The 18068-nt window shown below is 44.8% G+C and carries 23 protein-coding genes; 16 read left to right on the top strand and 7 right to left on the bottom strand.

From position 1 onward, the window contains the following. Positions 1–261 precede the first annotated feature (261 nt). The gene (locus tag UNITIG_RS12165; RefSeq protein ID WP_101758622.1) at positions 262–1140 is read left to right on the top strand and encodes an SDR family NAD(P)-dependent oxidoreductase; all 879 of its coding nucleotides are present in this window, start codon (positions 262–264) and stop codon (positions 1138–1140) included. 73 nt (positions 1141–1213) lie between these two features. Here UNITIG_RS12165 and UNITIG_RS25600 read toward each other — a convergent pair whose 3' ends face one another. From UNITIG_RS25600 to UNITIG_RS12150, 3 genes are read right to left on the bottom strand one after another with little or no spacing between them, the layout of a single operon-like run. Next, a complete protein-coding gene (locus UNITIG_RS25600) occupies positions 1214–1339 on the bottom strand; it encodes a hypothetical protein (RefSeq protein WP_369809197.1) in 126 nt (41 codons plus the stop codon). After that, a complete protein-coding gene (locus tag UNITIG_RS12155; RefSeq protein WP_101758620.1) occupies positions 1291–2892 on the bottom strand; it encodes a sulfatase in 1602 nt (533 codons plus the stop codon). The genes UNITIG_RS25600 and UNITIG_RS12155 overlap by 49 nt, the downstream gene beginning before the upstream one ends. Further along, the gene (locus UNITIG_RS12150; RefSeq protein ID WP_101758619.1) at positions 2889–3593 is read right to left on the bottom strand and encodes an SDR family oxidoreductase; all 705 of its coding nucleotides are present in this window, start codon (positions 3591–3593) and stop codon (positions 2889–2891) included. The genes UNITIG_RS12155 and UNITIG_RS12150 overlap by 4 nt, the downstream gene beginning before the upstream one ends. Before the next feature lie 182 nt (positions 3594–3775). Between UNITIG_RS12150 and UNITIG_RS12145 the strand changes: the two genes are divergently transcribed. From UNITIG_RS12145 to UNITIG_RS12135, 3 genes are all read left to right on the top strand, one after another. Then, on the top strand, positions 3776–4993 hold the full coding sequence (locus UNITIG_RS12145) for an amidohydrolase family protein (RefSeq protein ID WP_101758618.1): 1218 nt from the start codon (positions 3776–3778) through the stop codon (positions 4991–4993). Positions 4994–5177: 184 nt separating this feature from the next. Then, entirely contained in the window at positions 5178–6416 is a 1239-nt protein-coding gene (locus UNITIG_RS12140; protein ID WP_145999162.1) for an efflux RND transporter periplasmic adaptor subunit, read from the top strand. Beyond that, positions 6416–9556 carry an efflux RND transporter permease subunit gene (locus UNITIG_RS12135; protein WP_101758616.1) on the top strand — a complete coding sequence of 1047 codons (3141 nt, stop codon included), beginning with the start codon at positions 6416–6418 and terminating at the stop codon, positions 9554–9556. The genes UNITIG_RS12140 and UNITIG_RS12135 overlap by 1 nt, the downstream gene beginning before the upstream one ends. Here UNITIG_RS12135 and UNITIG_RS12130 read toward each other — a convergent pair. Beyond that, positions 9553–10518, bottom strand: coding sequence for an integron integrase (locus UNITIG_RS12130; protein WP_101758615.1), 966 nt, complete (start codon positions 10516–10518; stop codon positions 9553–9555). The genes UNITIG_RS12135 and UNITIG_RS12130 overlap by 4 nt on opposite strands. A 403-nt stretch (positions 10519–10921) precedes the next feature. Between UNITIG_RS12130 and UNITIG_RS12125 the strand changes: the two genes are divergently transcribed. The 7 genes from UNITIG_RS12125 (at position 10922) to UNITIG_RS12100 (ending at position 14597) form a co-directional block, all read left to right on the top strand. After that, on the top strand, positions 10922–11494 hold the full coding sequence (locus tag UNITIG_RS12125) for a hypothetical protein (RefSeq protein ID WP_101758614.1): 573 nt from the start codon (positions 10922–10924) through the stop codon (positions 11492–11494). Between the two features lie 118 nt (positions 11495–11612). Then, the gene (locus UNITIG_RS23105; RefSeq protein WP_159931089.1) at positions 11613–11963 is read left to right on the top strand and encodes a hypothetical protein; all 351 of its coding nucleotides are present in this window, start codon (positions 11613–11615) and stop codon (positions 11961–11963) included. 114 nt (positions 11964–12077) lie between these two features. Further along, positions 12078–12536 (top strand): GFA family protein, encoded by a 459-nt coding sequence (locus tag UNITIG_RS12120; RefSeq protein ID WP_101758613.1) that lies wholly within the window; start codon positions 12078–12080, stop codon positions 12534–12536. A 65-nt stretch (positions 12537–12601) separates the two neighbouring features. Next, a complete protein-coding gene (locus tag UNITIG_RS12115; RefSeq protein WP_101758612.1) occupies positions 12602–12844 on the top strand; it encodes a hypothetical protein in 243 nt (80 codons plus the stop codon). A 103-nt stretch (positions 12845–12947) separates the two neighbouring features. Further along, entirely contained in the window at positions 12948–13421 is a 474-nt protein-coding gene (locus tag UNITIG_RS12110) for a hypothetical protein (RefSeq protein WP_101758611.1), read from the top strand. A gap of 147 nt (positions 13422–13568) precedes the next feature. Further along, the gene (locus UNITIG_RS12105) at positions 13569–13916 is read left to right on the top strand and encodes a DUF4267 domain-containing protein (protein WP_200821282.1); all 348 of its coding nucleotides are present in this window, start codon (positions 13569–13571) and stop codon (positions 13914–13916) included. A gap of 99 nt (positions 13917–14015) precedes the next feature. Continuing rightward, the gene (locus UNITIG_RS12100; protein WP_200821281.1) at positions 14016–14597 is read left to right on the top strand and encodes a hypothetical protein; all 582 of its coding nucleotides are present in this window, start codon (positions 14016–14018) and stop codon (positions 14595–14597) included. 63 nt (positions 14598–14660) lie between these two features. On the opposite strand, the gene UNITIG_RS12095 is transcribed toward UNITIG_RS12100, so the two are convergent. After that, positions 14661–14915 (bottom strand): Txe/YoeB family addiction module toxin, encoded by a 255-nt coding sequence (locus tag UNITIG_RS12095; protein ID WP_101758609.1) that lies wholly within the window; start codon positions 14913–14915, stop codon positions 14661–14663. Then, entirely contained in the window at positions 14912–15163 is a 252-nt protein-coding gene (locus UNITIG_RS12090; RefSeq protein WP_101758608.1) for a type II toxin-antitoxin system Phd/YefM family antitoxin, read from the bottom strand. The genes UNITIG_RS12095 and UNITIG_RS12090 overlap by 4 nt, the downstream gene beginning before the upstream one ends. 150 nt (positions 15164–15313) lie before the next feature. Here UNITIG_RS12090 and UNITIG_RS12085 point away from each other — a divergent pair, with 150 nt between their 5' ends. From UNITIG_RS12085 to UNITIG_RS12070, 4 genes are all read left to right on the top strand, one after another. After that, positions 15314–15532 carry a DUF2185 domain-containing protein gene (locus UNITIG_RS12085; RefSeq protein ID WP_101758607.1) on the top strand — a complete coding sequence of 73 codons (219 nt, stop codon included), beginning with the start codon at positions 15314–15316 and terminating at the stop codon, positions 15530–15532. A gap of 60 nt (positions 15533–15592) precedes the next feature. Further along, a complete protein-coding gene (locus UNITIG_RS12080; RefSeq protein WP_101758606.1) occupies positions 15593–15886 on the top strand; it encodes an antibiotic biosynthesis monooxygenase in 294 nt (97 codons plus the stop codon). Between the two features lie 39 nt (positions 15887–15925). Further along, positions 15926–16390: a hypothetical protein gene (locus UNITIG_RS12075; RefSeq protein WP_101758605.1), complete on the top strand. Its 465-nt coding sequence runs from the start codon at positions 15926–15928 to the stop codon at positions 16388–16390. Positions 16391–16585: 195 nt separating this feature from the next. Next, a complete protein-coding gene (locus UNITIG_RS12070; RefSeq protein ID WP_235015368.1) occupies positions 16586–16852 on the top strand; it encodes a GFA family protein in 267 nt (88 codons plus the stop codon). 64 nt (positions 16853–16916) lie between these two features. On the opposite strand, the gene UNITIG_RS12065 is transcribed toward UNITIG_RS12070, so the two are convergent. Beyond that, a complete protein-coding gene (locus UNITIG_RS12065) occupies positions 16917–17396 on the bottom strand; it encodes a transcription elongation factor GreAB (RefSeq protein WP_101758604.1) in 480 nt (159 codons plus the stop codon). A 54-nt stretch (positions 17397–17450) separates the two neighbouring features. Between UNITIG_RS12065 and UNITIG_RS12060 the strand changes: the two genes are divergently transcribed. After that, entirely contained in the window at positions 17451–18065 is a 615-nt protein-coding gene (locus tag UNITIG_RS12060; protein ID WP_101758603.1) for a PolC-type DNA polymerase III, read from the top strand. Positions 18066–18068: the final 3 nt, after the last annotated feature.

Raw genomic sequence — 18068 nt, 5'->3', positions numbered from 1 at the left:
GGATTAAGCGCCGGTTATTATGCATAAACTCAAGCGCTAAAGCTATGTGCCCGGTTTATTCGAGCACAGTGCAAGCCGTTGTTATGTCGATGGTTAGCAGCTGTTAGATCACTGCCGCTAGCGCAGCATAACAAAATGTTCATTTTGGTGTTGCTGGCGATTAAATTTTCTTCACTTGCGACGATTACTGTAGCTGAAATGGTAACTTAGGGCCCAGTTAAACCCCTGCAGACAATGCAAAATAAGAGATATGAGAGAGCTATGAAAGATTTTACCAATAAAGTGACGGTTATCACCGGTGGGGCCAGCGGAGTAGGTCGCTCGTTGGCGTTTAGTTTTGGCCGTCGCGGTGCCAAAGTGGTTATTGCGGATGTGGATAAAGCGGCGCTGGAAACAGCCACGGCTGACTTGAAGGCAGAGGGTATTGATGTCATTGGTGAGTTTTGTGATGTCACCAGTCAGGACAGTTGTAATGCACTAGCGGCTAAAGCCCAATCCCATTTTGGCGGTATTCATTTGGTTTTTGCTAATGCCGGTATCGGCGCAGGCGAAGGTGGTGCGATGTGGGACTATTCCGATAAGGATTGGCAGTGGGCATTCAACGTGAATATGTGGGGCGCGATTCGTTGTATTAACGCCTTTATGCCCATACTGATTGCCCAAAATGAAGAAGCGCATTTTGTGATTACCGGCTCTGGCAATGGCGCTTTCCTGATCTATCCGGATCAGCCGGTCTACACCGCAACCAAAGCAGCGGTTCAGGCCATCACTGAAAATTTGCATTATCAAGTACAGGCGATGGATACGCCGGTCAAAGTGGCAGCGTTATTTCCGGGCCCGCATGTGGTGGAAACAGGTATATTTAATTCCGATCGCGTTCGGCCAAAAGATATGGAGCGGGTCAGCAATGTACCGGATTCAGGTATTCACTCGGTGGAAGATATGAAGCGCATCATGGCTGAGTTTGATATGGAGCTGCAAACTACCCACCCTGATGAAGTGGCTGAAATGGCGGTGAAAGGGATTGAACAAGATAAGTTCTGGATACGCAGCATGACAGCAGATGCGGAAAATAAAATGCGTGCGCGGCTGGAAATGATTCTGGCTAACGAAACACCTGTGGCGCAAGGCCTGGGTTAGCGTTTAGCAAGCCAATAAAGAACGTTGTTACGGCGATGAAAGTTAAAGTTTCCAGTAGCGAAAATTTTTTCAGTTAGTGATTAAAAGTCGCCGTTTCACTTTCTTGCCAACCATAACGCACCGCTTTACTGGTAAGGGTAAGCGGTGACGTTAGGGCGAGAGCTTGGGTATACAGCAGCCAATCTTGTGTACCGTCCAGGCGATAGGCAATAGAGGCGCCCGGTGTTGATGAAGTAATAACAATAATTTGATTGTCAGCATCAACTTTAAAAGTGGGGCCGCGGTTATCGGTTGCTCGGCTGACGGCCAAAATTGTTCTGCCATAGTAATTTCATCCATTTCTCCCCAGTCTTTACTTTGTTGCTGCCATTGCTGTAGTTGTGCGCTTAAGCGCTTGCGTATGGGTTGGTATGCCGGTTGTTCGGCCACATTATTTATCTCATAGGGATCAAGCTGGGTATCGTAGAGGGCATGCTGCGGTCTGGGTTTAAACCATTGTTGTTGTACATCGTTGAGCTGACCCGCGTCATATAAAGTCCAAAACTCCTCCATCATTGTTAGGTGTTCACGGAATTGTATTGCTTGAGCGCCAGCCTGCTCGCTTTGGTAATTTACAATATATTTATAACGCTGGTCGCGAATAGCGCGCTGCCGATCCGGGTAACCGTCCATGCGATCTTTTGCCGCGTAGATATACTCACGTTTTTTAGGGCCTAAAAATGATTGTCCCTGAATAAAACGGGGTGCTGTTATATTGGCTAACGATAAAATGGTGGGAGCCAGGTCCACCATACTGATTAATTGCTGTTCCAGTGTATTCGGTGACAGGTTTTCAGGGCGTAATGTCTCCGGCCAGTAAATAATCATGGGCACTTTAATCCCTGAATCAAACACCTCACGTTTAGCCCGAGGAAGGCCGTCGCCATGATCTGTTGTCCAGATCACAATGGTGGATTGATCGAGCCCATCAGCTTTAAGTTGTGCCAGTATTTCGCCTACCCGCTGATCCATGGTGACAATATTGTTGTACTGGCGGGCGATGGTTTGCCGCACAATAGCGGTATCAGGATAGTAGGGCGGGACGTTTACCTGTTTTGGAGAAATACGATCTTCCATACCCCAATGATAATTAATATGCATAGCTTGCATAACAAGATGGGTCACACTTTGTGGCCAGGTCCAGCGAGGGAATAAACCGCTTTCATGGGTTTCCATAAAATTAATCATGCCAAAAAAAGGCTGGTTCGGTTTGCGATTGCGCCAGTGACTATTCACGCCCTCGTCATTCCAGATAGTAAAAGGACCGCTGCCGGCCATGGTGCCGCTAAATTGATAATCCAGTTTGAAATCAGTAAAAGTGTAATACCCGTGACGACGTAGCAATTCAGGAAACGCTTTAACCTCGGGTTCGGGTATCGCTGTGTAATGAAATCCTGCGGTTTGTGTACGCATATGTTGTGCGCCCAGACTATTTTGGTGTACACCGGTGATCAGGGCCGCGCGACTTGGGGCGCAAACCCCCGAGGTCGTAAAAACATGGTCATAACGAACACCCTTAGCGGCAAGGCGATCCAGATTGGGTGTGTGAGCGACAGGGTCACCAAAGGCGCCTACTTTGTCGCTCATGTCTTCAGCGACCAACAGCAGAATATTTGGTTGTACCGGGGTATCGATTATCGCGTCAGAAAAAGTTGGCGCAGCGCTGCATAGAAGCAGCGTCGTCAGTATGGTTTTATTGGTTGCCGCTATCAATTTTCTAGCTGTCCCAAATTGGCATGAATTACCGCGCCATTAATGGCTGGCGTTTGCGCGCAAAACCACAAGGTATTGGCAATCTCCTCTGGTTGCAGCAAACGCTCAAACGAATTTAATCCTGAAAAATAGCCCAGCACTTCTTGATCGTTGCCAACATGGCTGCGCAGCATTTCGGTATCGGTAAAGCCGGGACAGATCGCCGCTGTGTGTATGCCCTTACCCATTAAATCCTGACAAGTTGCTTTCATCATGCCAATTTGTGCATGTTTGGAGGTGACGTAAGAGAAGGTATTGGCAACGGCTTTTTCACCTAGCGTTGAGCTGACATATAAAATGGATGATCCTGGTTTCATGGAAGGCAACAGGATTTGATTAAGCTGGCTAGCGGCGATGACATTGAGTTGCAGTACTTGTTGAAAGGCATCAGCGTCAATATCGGTTACCGAGTCTTTGGCAAGATAAGCGGCATTATGAATCAATGTAATAGCATCAGCGGTGCCGACTAAAGCGAGAATTTTTTTGCTTACCTGCTCAGGCCAGCGTTTATCGCTTAGATCAGTATTGAAATGTTGGACCTCCGCAACCTGCGGTTGCTGACGTGAAAGATTAATAACACGATAACCCTCCTTGATAAAATGTTGAATCGTAGCCAAGCCAATGCCACGGCTTCCCCCTGTAATGACTAAATATTTTGCCATGACTTATCCCGATGTCGGTAAATTGGTAATTTTGCAGTGTATGGCAAGGCAGCGGCAATATACAAGGCGCGATCAGCTAAAACCTTGACGGATAGTAATGTTTACTTCATTGACTTAAAAATAGCTGAGGCAGAATATTAACCACGAAAACTCACAGTATCATTTTTAGCAAGAGAAGCCTTATGGATCGTTACATTGTTGTGTCCTCCGATTGTCATGCCGGCCTACCCGCCGATGGTTATCGCCAGTATCTGGACCCGGGTTTGCGAGAAACCTTCGACCAAGTATTACCCATTCAGATTGAAATGATTAAAAATGCGGAGAAGAGCTTTTTAATTCAGGAAATTAATGAAGAGTGGCGCAAAGACATTCAACAGGAGCTTACTGGCGCCTGGGATTATGACCAGCGAATTAAAATGCTGGATAACGATGGAATTGCTGCAGAGATCATTTTCCCGGATGGTATTACTGAACAAAACACGCCACCTTTTGGAGCGGGTTTGGGCTTACCTACTGAAAATATCGTACCCGAGTTGCAGTGGGCTGGAGCGCGGGCACACAATCGCTGGCTAGCAGAATTAGTGGCGAATAATCCAGCGCGGCATTTAGGTGTAGCAGCAGTGCCGTTACTTTGGGATATTGACGAGGCAATCAAAGAAGTTAAATGGTGTGCAGACAATGGACTGCGTTCAGTATTAATTCCCCATATGACCAACCAATTCTCTTGTTATCACCACACGCGCTACCATCCATTTTGGCAAGCGTGTGAAGCACTTAATATTGTGGTTAATTTTCATTCTGGGGCTACCCCACAAAAAAATTACTTTGGTGAAAAATATCCGGAAGATCTGGATAAAGAACACCACCCAGGGGCAATGGGTGTCTTTGTATCCGAAGTGATGTGGTGGACCTATCGCCCGATCAGTTTTATGTTGTGGGGAGGCGTGTTTGAAAAATTTCCCAAATTAAAAGTGGCTATCACCGAAGCGGGTACCGCATGGATGATCCCACCGATGTTGCGTATGCTGGATCACAATTATCACGATGTTATGTTTTCGGCTAAGTTGGGCGATTTCACCAGCCATTTATCCATGTCTCCTTCAGACTATTTTCGTCGCAATGTCGGCATTGGTGCCTCCTGTATGCCACGCCCCGATGCAGAGGTGCGTCACGATATTGGCCTGGACCAAATTATGTGGGGTAGTGATTATCCTCATCCCGAGGGAACTTGGCCAAAAACCAAATCCCAGCTTTATGATACGTTTGTTGATTTACCTGAAACCGAAGTGGCGGCCATGTTAGGTGAAAATGCCGTACGCTTTTATGGTCTTGATCGCGATGCGCTGGCAGCGATAGCCGCAAACATTGGGCCGACCAAGTCAGAGCTAAAGTCCGCATAACTGCATTTCAAACTTACACCAATCCCTGATATCGCAGGGATTGGTGTATCTGTAGCCCTCAGTTGTCCATAGATTTGTTAAGGAAAGTAAAACACGGGTAAAAATCACTCTGTTCCCGGATAGTTTCATATAATGAGACTGTTTACGTCAGTACTTACAGTGATTTATCAAGGATTGTTTAACCGTGCCCTCATTTTTCAGTTCGGCCCTCAAGTTCTTCCAACAGATCCGTCAACGTCGTGGTGGATTACCCCTCATGATCATCGCTGTGGTAGCAGTGATTCTGTATTTATTAATCCTCACTCGGCCACGATTAGAGCCGCAGGATATTGCGGAAAAAGAGTGGGTGGTGGAAGCCATCACTGCGCAATACCAAACCGTGCAACCTCAGTTGCAACTTTACGGTAAAGTTTTTGCTGGCCGCCAAAGTGAGTTACGCACTCAAGTGGCGGGAAATGTCGTGGCAGTGGGAGAAAAATTCCTCGAAGGAGGTTGGGTTGAAAAAGGCGATTTATTACTACAAATTGACCCGTTTGATTATCAAAATATTCTGGAAGAAAATCGTGCGCAACTTGCCGAAGCTCGATCAAAATTAGAATTACTCACCCGTGAATACATACGCGCCCAAGAATTGTTTCGCAAAAAAGACGCCTCACAACAATTTTTGGATACTGCAGAATTAACGTTAGAGCAACAAAAATCGATCGTGGTACAAAAAGGTGTGGGGGTTAAGCGCGCAGAGCGTGATTTGGCCAATACCAAATTGCTGGCGCCTTATGATGGGGTTATTGATGAAGTTGCAGCTGAGTTAGGTGCGCGTTTATCCACAAACGATAAGGTAGCGCTGGTTATTGATGCCCAGCGACTAGAGGTTCGTTTTAGTCTATCGAATGCGCAATTTGGACGCATCCTGCAGCAGCGTGGGACAGTCGTTGGTCAGGCGGTAGATATTCGTTGGCAAGTAGGTGAGCAGCAATACCGATACCGCGGTGTGGTTGATCGTCAGGGTGCGCAAATAGCGTCTGAAACGGGTGGTGTCGATATGTATGCGGTTATCCATGCAACGGAAAAAGAGTTACAAAAAGCACCATTGCGCCCTGGCGCATTTGTAGAAGTTAGCCTGGCTGATCGCAGCTATAACAATGTGTTAGTGGTGCCTGAGACAGCAGTATATGGCCGTAGTGAAGTTTATGCTGTGGTAAGTGATCGATTAGAAACTCGCGCCATCAAAGTGCTAGGTAGTTACGGTAGCGATTTAATTATTCAAAGTAACGTCGAACCTGTAATTAAAAACGGTGAACCCATAGTCGTTACCCAAATTCGAGAAGGCGGCCCTGGTATTAAAGTGAATGTATCCATGGTGGGAGATCAGTTGTCAGCAACAACGCCTCCGCCAGTAGTAAACCAAAGTGATGCGCTGTAATGAATAAGTCTGGCTTGATTGAAGTATTTGTCCGGCACCGCAACGCCGCCAATTTATTAATGATCCTGATGATTCTATTAGGACTTTATGGTGTCAGCAGTTTGAATCGGCAAGTGATGCCAACCTTTGGTCTGGATATCATTACGTTAGCGGTGCAGTGGCCCGGTGCCAGCCCGGAAGATGTCGAAAGTAATATTATCCAGGCAATGGAACCAGAGCTGCGATTTCTTGATGGTGTTAAAAAAGTACAGGCTGTCGCTTACGAAGGCCAGGCCACGATTACCGTGGAGTATGTTGAAGATACCAGCATGTCTAAAGCGCTTACGGATATTCAGGCTGCGGTAGCGCGTTTAACGACATTACCCTCGGAAATTGAAAAGCCCATTATTACGCAGGTAACGCCTCGCGATAATGTGGTGAGTTTGGAGGTGTCCGGACCGTATTCAGAGCAAGCGTTAAAGTTTATTGCCCAGAAAATGCGCGACGATTTGTTGGATCGCGGTATAGAACATATTGAAATTGATGGCGCTAGAGACCGTGAGTTGTGGGTACAAATTTCAGATTATACTTTGCGGTCTTTGGATCTTTCCATTCAGCAAGTGGCTGACATCATAGGCCAATCAAGTATAGATCTTCCGTCGGGCAGCATCGAGACCGGCGGTGTTTCAAAACAAGTTCGTAGCAACGGTTTGGCAAGAAATTCTACAGAACTTGGCGAAATAGAAATTAAAGCGCTTAATACCGGAGAAAAAATCCGGTTAAAAGATATCGCAATAATCGAAGAAGCGTTAGAAAAAAACAGGCCCTCTCATCGGCTGGGACTAAACCCTTCAGTAACTCTCAGAATTAAACGCGCGACGAATGAAGACTCTATTTATGCTAACCAAAAAGTTCAGGATTACTTAAAAGAAATTACACCGGGATTACCCTCATCCCTGACAATAAAACAATACGATGTATTTGCTTTATTAGTAGTGGAACGCATCGGTATGTTGTTGAGCAATGGTTTTACCGGTTTACTATTGGTTATTGGCATCTTATATATATTTTTATCCGGCCGGTTGGCATTCTGGGTAGCCGCAGGTATACCTATCTCATTAATGGCGACCCTGGGCATTATGTCGTTGATGGGCTTAAGCTTAAATTTAATCAGCATGTTTGCCTTGATTATGGGCCTGGGTATTATTGTTGACGATGCAATAGTTGTGGGTGAACAAGTAGCGCGATTATACAGTCAAGGGATGTCACGTACCGACGCTGTTTTGAAAGGTACAAAAATGATGTTTGCGCCGGTTATGGCCGCGTCATTAACCACAATTATGGCTTTTTTCCCGATCTTAATGATTGGCAGCGCTATTGGCCAAATTCAATCCGAGCTACCGAAAACGATGATTGCAATAATCATCGCTAGTTTAGTGGAATGTTTTTTGATTCTGCCTGCGCATTTATTGCATTCATTACGTGATACCGATCAGTCACAAAACCGCTCCTGGCGAATAAAATTCAATCAGCGCTTTGATCATTTTCGTGATACTTATTTTTTAAGTTTTGTGAAATTTTGCTATAGGGAGCGCTATGCCGCGTTAATGTTGGCATTAGGTGTTTTTGTACTGTCCGGGGCGATGATGGCTACCGGACGGGTGGGGTTTGAATTTTTTCCCAACGTAGAAAATAACACGACATTTGCCAATTTTGGTTTCAGTCCAGGCAGTTCGCGTGAAAAAACAATTGATATGCTGGCGGAATTAGAGCGTGCTGCACGTCAGGCAGAGAGTGAGCTTACAGCCGGCAAAGGCGGATTAATTTCAATTGCCGTTAGCACTATTGGTCAGGTAGAGGGCAGGCAGGATGCGTTGCGGGTTACGGGAGATAACCTGGGAGGATTGACCATTGAGCTGGTAGGCGGCGAAAAGCGTAAAGTGCGAACACCGCAGTTTATCAATGCCTGGCAGCAAGCCATTAAACCATTACCCGGTTTGGAGCGTCTGACGATCACGGAACGCAAAGATGGTGGGCCGCCGGGCAAAGCTATTGATATTCGCTTGTTCGGTGCTGATTTAAAAACGCTAAAAGCTGCTGCTACCGAGGCCCGTTTGCAATTAGAAAAACTACCCGGCGTATTGGCGCTGGAAGATAATCTGCCGTGGGGCAAAGAAGAAATTATTATAGAATTGACTCCGCAGGGTCGGGCGATGGGTTTCACTACACAGTCGGTAGCAGGGCAAATTCGCAATGCCTATGAAGGTGCGATAGCGAAACGCTTTAGTCAGGACCAGGAAGAAATAATCGTCAGAGTAAAACACCCTGAGCACAGCAAGGACAGTGTGAACTTGCGGGACCTTTATTTAGTACCTGCAGAGGGTTTAAGCCGAGTTCCACTTAGTGAAGTGGTTAGTTTTAATCAAACAGTCGGCTTTTCGCAGATACTACGCGAAGACGGTTTAAGACAGGTTTCTGTAGAAGGCGAAATAGATCCACATGTCACCACCCCTGGCGCTGTGCTAAAAGCATTTGGCGCGACTATTGAGCCTGATATCAGAAAAAAATACGGTGTACAGTTTGCGCTGAAAGGTAAAGCCGATGAACAACAAGAGGCTGCTGCCGGGGTTAAAGTCGGTGGGTTATTGGCGTTTGCTTCTATCTATATTATTTTGGCTTGGGTGTTAACCAGCTATAGTCGGCCTCTGGTAGTAATGTCAATTATTCCCTTCGGTTTAATAGGCGCAATATTGGGTCATTGGGTAATGGGCTTCAATATGAGCATGTTTAGTATTATTGGCTTGTTAGGTTTAGCGGGAATAGTAGTCAATGATTCTATTATCGTGGTCACTACGGTTAAACAAAAAGAAGAAGAAGGCGCTGATTTATATCAGGCAATTATCGAAAGCACCAGAGAACGTCTGCGCCCGGTTATTCTCACAACGTTAACCACAATAGGTGGTTTACTTCCAATTCTGGCTGAGACCTCAAAACAGGCTTTGCTCATCCAACCCTTGGCAATAACGATGGTATTTGGCCTGCTGGTATCGACAACATTAGTGTTGGGTTTTGTGCCCGCATTGCTGGGCATTATTGAGGATATAAAAGGCAAAAAAACAGCAGATGCAGACAATGTAAATTCAGAGCCCATAAGCGTTTAAATAGGCCGTCGATCAGCGGGGCTGATAACAGCGTTACCGCCACGATTTAGCACATGGGTATAAATTTGTGTTGTTTTAACATCGGTGTGGCCTAGCAATTCTTGTATGGTGCGAATATCGTAACCACTTTCTAATAATTGAGTTGCGAACGTGTGTCGGAAAGTATGACAAGATATTTTTTTACCAATTTGGGTTTTGCGGACAGCTTTACGTAGTTGTTTTTCCAGTGCAGATGGGTGCAAGTGGTGCCGGCGTTCAATTTTGCTCCGCGGATCAATACCGCGCCGTTCAGCACTGAAAATAAACTTCCAATGCAAGCTGCTGGCTTCATATGGGTATTTGCGAGAGAGTGCGTAGGGCATTTCTACAGTACCAAAGCCTTCGGCGATATCTAATTTATGCAAATACTCTGTCCGCTGTATTGCTTCACGCAGTACAGCAATAGTACTGGTGGGGAGAACAGTAATGCGATCTTTATTCCCTTTGCCGGCTCTAACGATAATACTGTGGCGTTGAAAATCGATGTCTTTAATACGCAGACGTAGAATTTCCATTTTTCTTAAACCGGCACCCCAAGCCAATTCGACCATCGTCCGATAAGGTTGAGGTAACTGTTGAATGATAGTTTCAGCTTCGAGCTGGGTAAGCACAACCGGAAGTCGCCGTTGCTCCTGTGCACGAACCGCATCAATATTTTTGAGTTCTTTTTTTAGTACATGGCGAAATAAAAACAACAAAGCATTAAAAGCAATATTTTGAGTACTGGGAGAAACTTGTCGGTTTACAGCCAGATACGTCAAAAACTGAACGACATGCTCAGATTTTATTTCAGTATCAGATTGATAGCCATAATGTTTAATAAAATACCGAATCCAGTGGCAGTACGTTTTCTCGGTAGCATACGCTTTTTGTTGTAGCCGCAGTGTGTCACGCACCCTGCGCATAAAAGGGCTTTTTTTCATAGCTCAATCCTTGACCTGTGTTTTTATACAGTATAACTAAAAATCAGAAAAAGCCTACCCCTTTCTCTAGAAGTCGGATTATAAGTGCTCAACTTATTTTTTCCTTTCAAATCAGAAGCTTAAAATTAGGTGTTGGGAGATTTTTGGCATCTTATACCGACTCGTCTCGTATAAGTGCATATAGCCCATTTAATTAGGACGCGTCGGTTGAATTAATTGCAATTGCGGGTATTATGCTTTCACAATAAAAATCAAAAGCTTAGGGATGAAATCTTAATGCCGATGGAAAGACTTATACTGACCAGTCAGCAATTGTCTCTGTTTTTACCACTTATACCGACCAGTCTGTATAAAAATACTTATACCGACCGGTCGATATAATAAGCGTTAGGAGCCAATCATAATGAAGTGTATTTGTTCAAAGTTATTCATATTGGTGGCACTATTTCTTAGTGGGTGTACCATCGTCACTTATGAGTTACGAGATGAGCTTCCTGAAAATAGCAGTGTAGCTCCCTGCGAAATTACCTTTACCCTTGATCTTCAAAGTGGCTCTCATACCAATTCCTTTGGTGAAAATCCGCATCAAGTTGAAGCATTGAAGAAAATTCGCCAAGGCTACATTACTTCTACCGAAAAAACGTTAAGTGAACTTGGGTGTATTTCCAACCAAGTATCAAACATCGCTGAAGCAAACTTATCCGTTAATGTCTCCCGTCAATTGCAACTGAGTGCGCTTCCACAAGAATGGCTTACTGGTTTGTCGCTTGGGCTAATCCCTAGTTGGGGTACAAAGGAAGGTCAATATGTTTTCACCTTCACTAATAATGAGAATGGCCAAACATATAGCTACAAAATTGACCAAAATAATTATAATCACATTGTATTATTTCCGGTATTTTGGGTTACATTCTTTACTGCCGATGAACAAAAGGCTTATAAAAGTGCGCTTACAAACTTTATCAAAAGCTCCTAACAATCATGTCAACCGGACAGCTTTTTGCTCCGGCCTTTTGCGCATTTCGCTTCGCTGCATTTTATCGCAAAAGCCCTCCACAAAAAACTGCCGGTTACATGGGCGTTAAGTGTCAGTCATGCATCTACCATATTTGATAGTTATTAATATTTTAAACGCCTATTGTTTCTGGTTAATGTGGGGCGGTTTCTATATAGAGTGCAACTTCAATGTTTTCTATCAAATGTTAGTGTGGAGCTCATTACCAATTGTTTTGGCAGTTGGCTTGTACTTAATAAGGAGCTCTCCACTAGCCATGAAGCTGATAAACTTTGAACAATTGGCTCAAGGTACAAGCAAAGAACGTGCGTCATATCTCGGCGCATTAATTGGCACATATGCACTTAGCTCAACATCAATAATTGTTGCTGCTGTTGTATTCGCCATTAACGGCAGCATTGATATTTGGGCAATGGGTGCAAACACTTAACAAAACGTGCAATGATCGCCCTTCGGGCTGGACCGCTAAAAGCGCTGTTTCACAGCAACGCGGCCCATTCACTCGGCGTTATACGTTGCCATGCTTCTGAGCAAGGATACATAAATGGACACAGTGGCTGGCGGATGTTTATGTGGCTATATTCGTTACGAGTGTGATGGCGAGCCATTAACATCAGTAAAGTGTCATTGTAGAGATTGCCAAAAAGCGCATAGCGCACCCTATGCGGCCCTGGCCTGCATGCCTCCCAATAGTATTAAGCTAGTTAAAGGCAGCCCAGCTAAGCACAGTGACATCGCTGATAGCGGTAGCGGAAACTTTAAGGAGTTTTGCCCTAAATGTGGCACTCACCTATTTAGTGGCGGCGCTGATTTCCCTGAGTTCCGCACTATAAAATTAGCGACACTGGATAGTCCTGATACGTATCCACCTGTGGCTCATGTTTGGGCCAAAAGTGCTGTTAGCTGGGCAGGTATAGATGACGGGCTTCCAATTTTTAGTGAGCAGCCTGAGATGAGCGAGGTTGAGGAGTTATGGCGGAATCGAACTCTAAAAAACGTATAACAAGGCGTGGCAGGCGCGACAGCCTTACCGGCTGCCGCTGCACTAGGCGTTATGGCTCTTGAATTATGAGTGAACTAAAAGAGTTTGAAGGTAGAAAATACGAAATATTGTTCGGTACCGACGTACAAAACGATTCTGTGTACCTAGAATTATCTGATCGTACATCCGAGCCTTATGAGGTGATCGCCAAGGCCACTCATTACGATGAAGTCGGCAAGGTTGTCTTTGACTGCCACAAGGAAGAAATACCGATGCAATTGATTAAGTGGTTTATGGGCGAGATTGAAAAGGAAAATTGGCCAATTTAATGCGTAAAAGTCCAAGCCATAACAAGCACAGTCTGTCGGACGTCAAAACCTCCGCTCCTTCGTCGCTACGGCTTTGCCGCCGCAGCTGTGGGCGTTACATTCCATGACAAGCATCGAGAAAATATTCATAGTTTTACTTACATCAACCATGATTGGTTGTGTAACTCCATTGCCTCTGGAAGAAGAGCCGTCATGGGTGCTCACCAACGATGACGGCGCAGAACTATTGGTATTTCGTGAGTCCGGAAGCCATACAAAATTTGCCCCATTATATTTTGGGTCAGAAACGGTATTCACACATAGGCTCAACGAAAATGAGTATTTCCAATTAGCAGTCCGGCCTGGCGAGCATAAGTTTAGAGTCGGCGGCAATGGTGCTGAACCAGCAGAAATTGCTGTAGTACTAGAGAGTGGTACTACTACATGCGTGAGGCTTGGCACTAGGGCGGACGCATGGGTTTCATTAATAGAAATCCCATATAATTCTGCTATTGAGGCTTATGCTTTAGCCGTTATAAGCTGCCCGTCAAAAGTAGAATTAGGCACACTAAGGAAAGTCAGTGGCAAAGAAATGTAACAAAACGTGCAATGATCGCCTGCGGCTGGACGCGCAAAACCCCGCGCGCCCATTCACTTGGCGTTATATTTCACCGAAGTTCAGCACATTGAAAGGAATCATATGAATACGACATACCATAAAGTAGCCATAATATTGGTTTTAATAATGGCGTTAATACAGGGATTTTATGCCATTTTCTCGTACATAGATCCATCAGCATTCGCAATCGTCAGAGGCACTGAGCTGTTTTCTCCAATGGATTCGGATTGGGTGAAAATATATGGGTCACGAACATTATTTATTACTTTCGTTCTTGGCTATTTGTTGTGTGTTCGTAACTACTCAGTATTAATGTGGTGCGCATTATTTGGTATGGTGATGCCAATTACAGATGGTTTTCTTGCCTATGAATCGCAGGCGCCATTAAAGGTTGTGTTTAAGCATATAGCTACATTGGTATTTTTAATGGTTACGTTTCTTGTGTTAAAAGTAGCCATAAGTAAAAAAATATAACAAAGCTATCAAAAATCGTTCCGGCCAAAAAACGGCCTCCACTGGACGCGCTAACGCGCGCCTTTGCTTGCGGCGTTAAGGCTACGTAGGAAAAATTCAGTGTCGTTAAATGCAGCAAAGAAAGAGTTGGCGGCTGCCAAAAGAGCCCTATCAAGCATGAGGGGCGCCACATCCTTTGAAGTTTTTGAAGAGGAGTGGCGAGATCTTTTGAATTGCCTTGAAAAACTATGGAATAAAGTGGAAAGAGGTTGTCAGTATGATAAAAATCGCTTTCAACCATGGCAAGGTAGGTTCTCAAACTTGCGTAAAAAAGATATGCTTCTTCGGTATCTAAAACAAGCAAGAGATGCAGACAACCACTCAATACAAGAAGTTGCAGAGGTAAAGCCTGGTCGTAGAACAATGAATTTTGCAAATCCAGGTAATGGCTATATTGAGCACATGGAAATTCGAAATGGACAGGTGGTTCAGTACTCCGGCGACCCGATGATAGTTACTGATCATCCTCCTACCGTCGAAGCAGTAAAAGTAAAGAACTCTGGCAGTTGGTACAATCCTCCGGCCTCCCATATGGGTAACCCCGTAGAATCAAAGCATCCGGTGTTGCTTGGAGAGTTGGCTATAAAGTTTTATGAGAAGTTCCTGAATGAGGCTGATGAAGAATTCCACAATAAGCCTTAACAAGGTGCTGCTAGGGACAAACCTACGCTACGGTTTGCCCCAGAGCACGGCGTATGCGCTCAGTCAGTAGTGATACCGTAGCTGAGCTATAAGAAGGGAGTCTTGATGAATCTTATAAACCATCCGATGTTCGTCATTAATCCGTCGAGACCAATATCCAGAAAGGGCATGCTTCAATGGCTCTGGCTTTCCTATTCCCTCGAAAGGCTCTCTCTGAATATCTTTGATAAGAGAATTAATACGCTTAAGCATCTTCTTATCTGTCTTTTGCCAGTATAGGTAATCTTCCCATGCCTTTTCTGCAAAGATTAATTTCACTCAATCAATTCCTTTTCCAGTCCTTTGCCACCCTCAAGTTCTGCAATCGACTCAATCAGTCGTCGTGTATTCTTTGGGCTCCGAAGCAAGTAGGCAGTTTCTTCCAAGGCCTGGTAGTCGTCCATAGACATCATTACCACGGCACCTTCTCCCTTGCGGGTAATGGCTATAGGGGCATGGTCGTTGCAAACCTGCTCCATTGTTTTAGCAAGGTTGCTACGGGCGGAAGTATAGCTTATGCTGTCCATTATTCTGTACCTGTACGTAAATGTGTACGCATTGTAGCAGCGCATAACAATACGGTCAACGGTCGCCAGCTAGCTGGACAGCTTTAAGCGTGGCTTTGCCACAAAGCTGCCCGTTACCTCAGCGTTAAGTTTTCCCCAGAGATCTGAGCAATGACTAAAGAGTTCAAATTAAAGCCAGAAGAATTTAAGGATATAGCTGTAGGTTACGGCGGATGTATTGCTACAGATATGATTACGGTGCATGGTAAGAAAGTCGGCTATATGTACCGCGAAGAGCCCAGCAATGAAATGGATAGCGGCTGGTGTATTATGTGGGGTAAACAAGTTATGCAGCGTCACAGTGTTGGTATGTCGTACCTAAGATTCTAACAGTTCGCTGTAGTATGTCCCTGCGTTTTGCGCTATGAGTCACACCCCTTGGAATGATTTATGTTTGTAGTAATTCTAAAAGCAACAGTTGCCGATCTTGATCAGGACTATATGGAAGCACTGGAACAAATGAAAAAGCTAGCCTTCGAGGAATATGGCTGTCTTGAGTTCACCGCAATGATGGACGGAAATAAACGAATGGCGCTCTCCTACTGGGAGTCTGAAGAACAAATCCGCAAGTGGAAAGAAAATAGCGAGCATTTGAATACGCAAAAAATAGCCAAACAGAGATGGTACCAGTCTTATTCAGTCCAGATAGCACAGATTACCCGTGAGTATAGTTTCAACACTTAACACTTAGTTAACGTTGGTGCTCGAGCTGATCAACACACGATGAATAAAAAAATAAAAATTTTAATAACTCGTTTACTATTGTCGGGCCTTATTATCGGCGGTTACTCAATGCTGTTAAGTGCTGAGCAGTTCACCCGTTCAGCATTAATAATCCAGCAAGCTAAAAATGACTGTGCCCGTTTTGAGAAGGGTAAATTCAGTGCGGCGGTGGATGCAATCGCTTTACATGATTTAACGGGTGATGGTCGGCCTGAAGAGATCGTCGATGCATCCCGGTTTGCTTGCTCATCAGCAACGTCTATGTGGGGTGGCAGCGGTGGGACAGTGTTATGGGTGGTGGTTGAAGGTGAAGCCTATGAGTTCCTGGCACACAAGTGGCGGGTGGTAGATGTGGATGGTCAGAATGTGCTGTTACTTGCTGTACATTCATCAGAATGCGGCGATACCATTGGACCATGCTATCGCTCGTTGGTTTGGAGTAATGGATTTAGAACCCCGCGTTGATAATATTAAGTGTCAGCCCTGTTATTATTTGGATGAATGCTAAATCATAAACATTGGAGCTACTATGAAAGGTCTATGTCTTTGTGAGTCGGTAACAATTGAAGCAAATGCTGTCAGTGATTTTGAAGCTTGCCATTGCAGTATGTGCCGGCGTTGGGGGGAGGTCCTTTTCTGGCTGTACATTGTGATTCAAGTGTGTCCATTTCTGGCAATGAATTTGTCAAGGTTTTTAATTCTTCTGATTGGGCAGAGCGAGGGTTTTGCAGCAATTGCGGAACGCACTTGTATTACCACTTAAAACCTACAGATGAGTATATTATTCCAGTGGGATTGTTTCAGGCCGAGTCTGATTTTAATTTTAAGCAGCAGATATTTATTGACCAGAAACCTGGGTTCTATGAGTTTTCAAATTTGACAGAAAATTTAACGGAACAACAGGTGTTTGAAAAATTTGGCGCATGACTATCCATGCTCGATTAAAGTAAATACCCCTGTTTACTTAGGTGAACCTTTGATCGCCAGCCTTTTATTGAATATCTACAATGGTAAAATCTTGTAACTGCCCATGACTATTTAGTTGAATCTCCCCGTCGATATTTTTGCCCAGTAACGCTAGGGCTAAAGGCGCGGTACGGGTAATTAAGTGGATGGTTTTGTGGTTGTGGGTCAGTAACAAGCCGCCAGCCGCTGGGCCGAGAAAAACCTGTTGTATTTTGCCCGTGTTATTATTTTCCACACTGACCAGCGCGCCTAGAGCAATAGTCGACTGCTGATTAAACTCAGCTGGCTGGAACTGTTGATAGCTTAGAATAGCTTGTTGTAGTTCAGCAATACGCATGGATTGGCCATGGGCCAGATAAGCAGCCTCTACTGCCAGCGTGTCGTATTTATTTTCCGCTACGTTTTCATTATCCGTCGCGCTGGCATGCGCTTGTTGGCTGGCGGCGATTGCGGTGTTTAGCTCGCTTTGTAGTTGCTGAATGATTTGTGAGACCAGATAATGCATTGTGGTTGTTTTATCTAAATAGATATAAGTGTAAGGCTTAATAATAGGAACATTATGCGCCCGGCTGATTCGGTGATTGTACTTGATTTTGAAACTACGGGTTTATCCCCGGATGGTGGTGATCGCGCTATCGAGATTGGTGCTGTGCGACTGGAAAATGGGTTGGCGGTTGAGCGGTTTCAGGAGTTGATGTACCCGGGCAAAAAAGTCAGCAGTTTCATCGCTGATTATACCGGCATCACCAATAGTATGTTGGCAAAGGCGGCCCCTTGTGAAGAGGTGATGGATCGGTTTGCCGATTTTATTGGGGGCAGTAATTTAGTGGCGCATAACGCCTCTTTTGATAAGCGCTTTTTGGATAGTGAGTTGGCAAGAATTGATCGCAGTTATAGTGGGCTGTTTTCTTGTTCGCTGCTGGCGGCAAGACGAATTTTTCAGCAGGCGCCCAATCATCAACTGGGTACGTTGGTAAAATATGTCAATATCCCTAGCGAGGGTGATTTTCACCGCGCCTTATTTGACGCGGAGATGACGGCTAAAGTTTGGATGGCTATGCTGGAGTTGTTACAGCAGCGTTATCAATTGCTGGATATTGGTTTTGAATTAATACAACAATTAAATAAAACCCCTAAAGCGCAGGTTAATAAATTTTTGCAGGGTAGAGTTTAAGAC

It is taken from the genome of Oceanicoccus sp. KOV_DT_Chl, from assembly GCF_900120175.1.
Classification (GTDB): Bacteria; Pseudomonadota; Gammaproteobacteria; order Pseudomonadales; family Dasaniaceae; genus Oceanicoccus.
The sequence above is the reverse complement of the archived record's forward strand: the minus strand, read 5'-3'. Positions and strand labels throughout refer to the sequence as shown.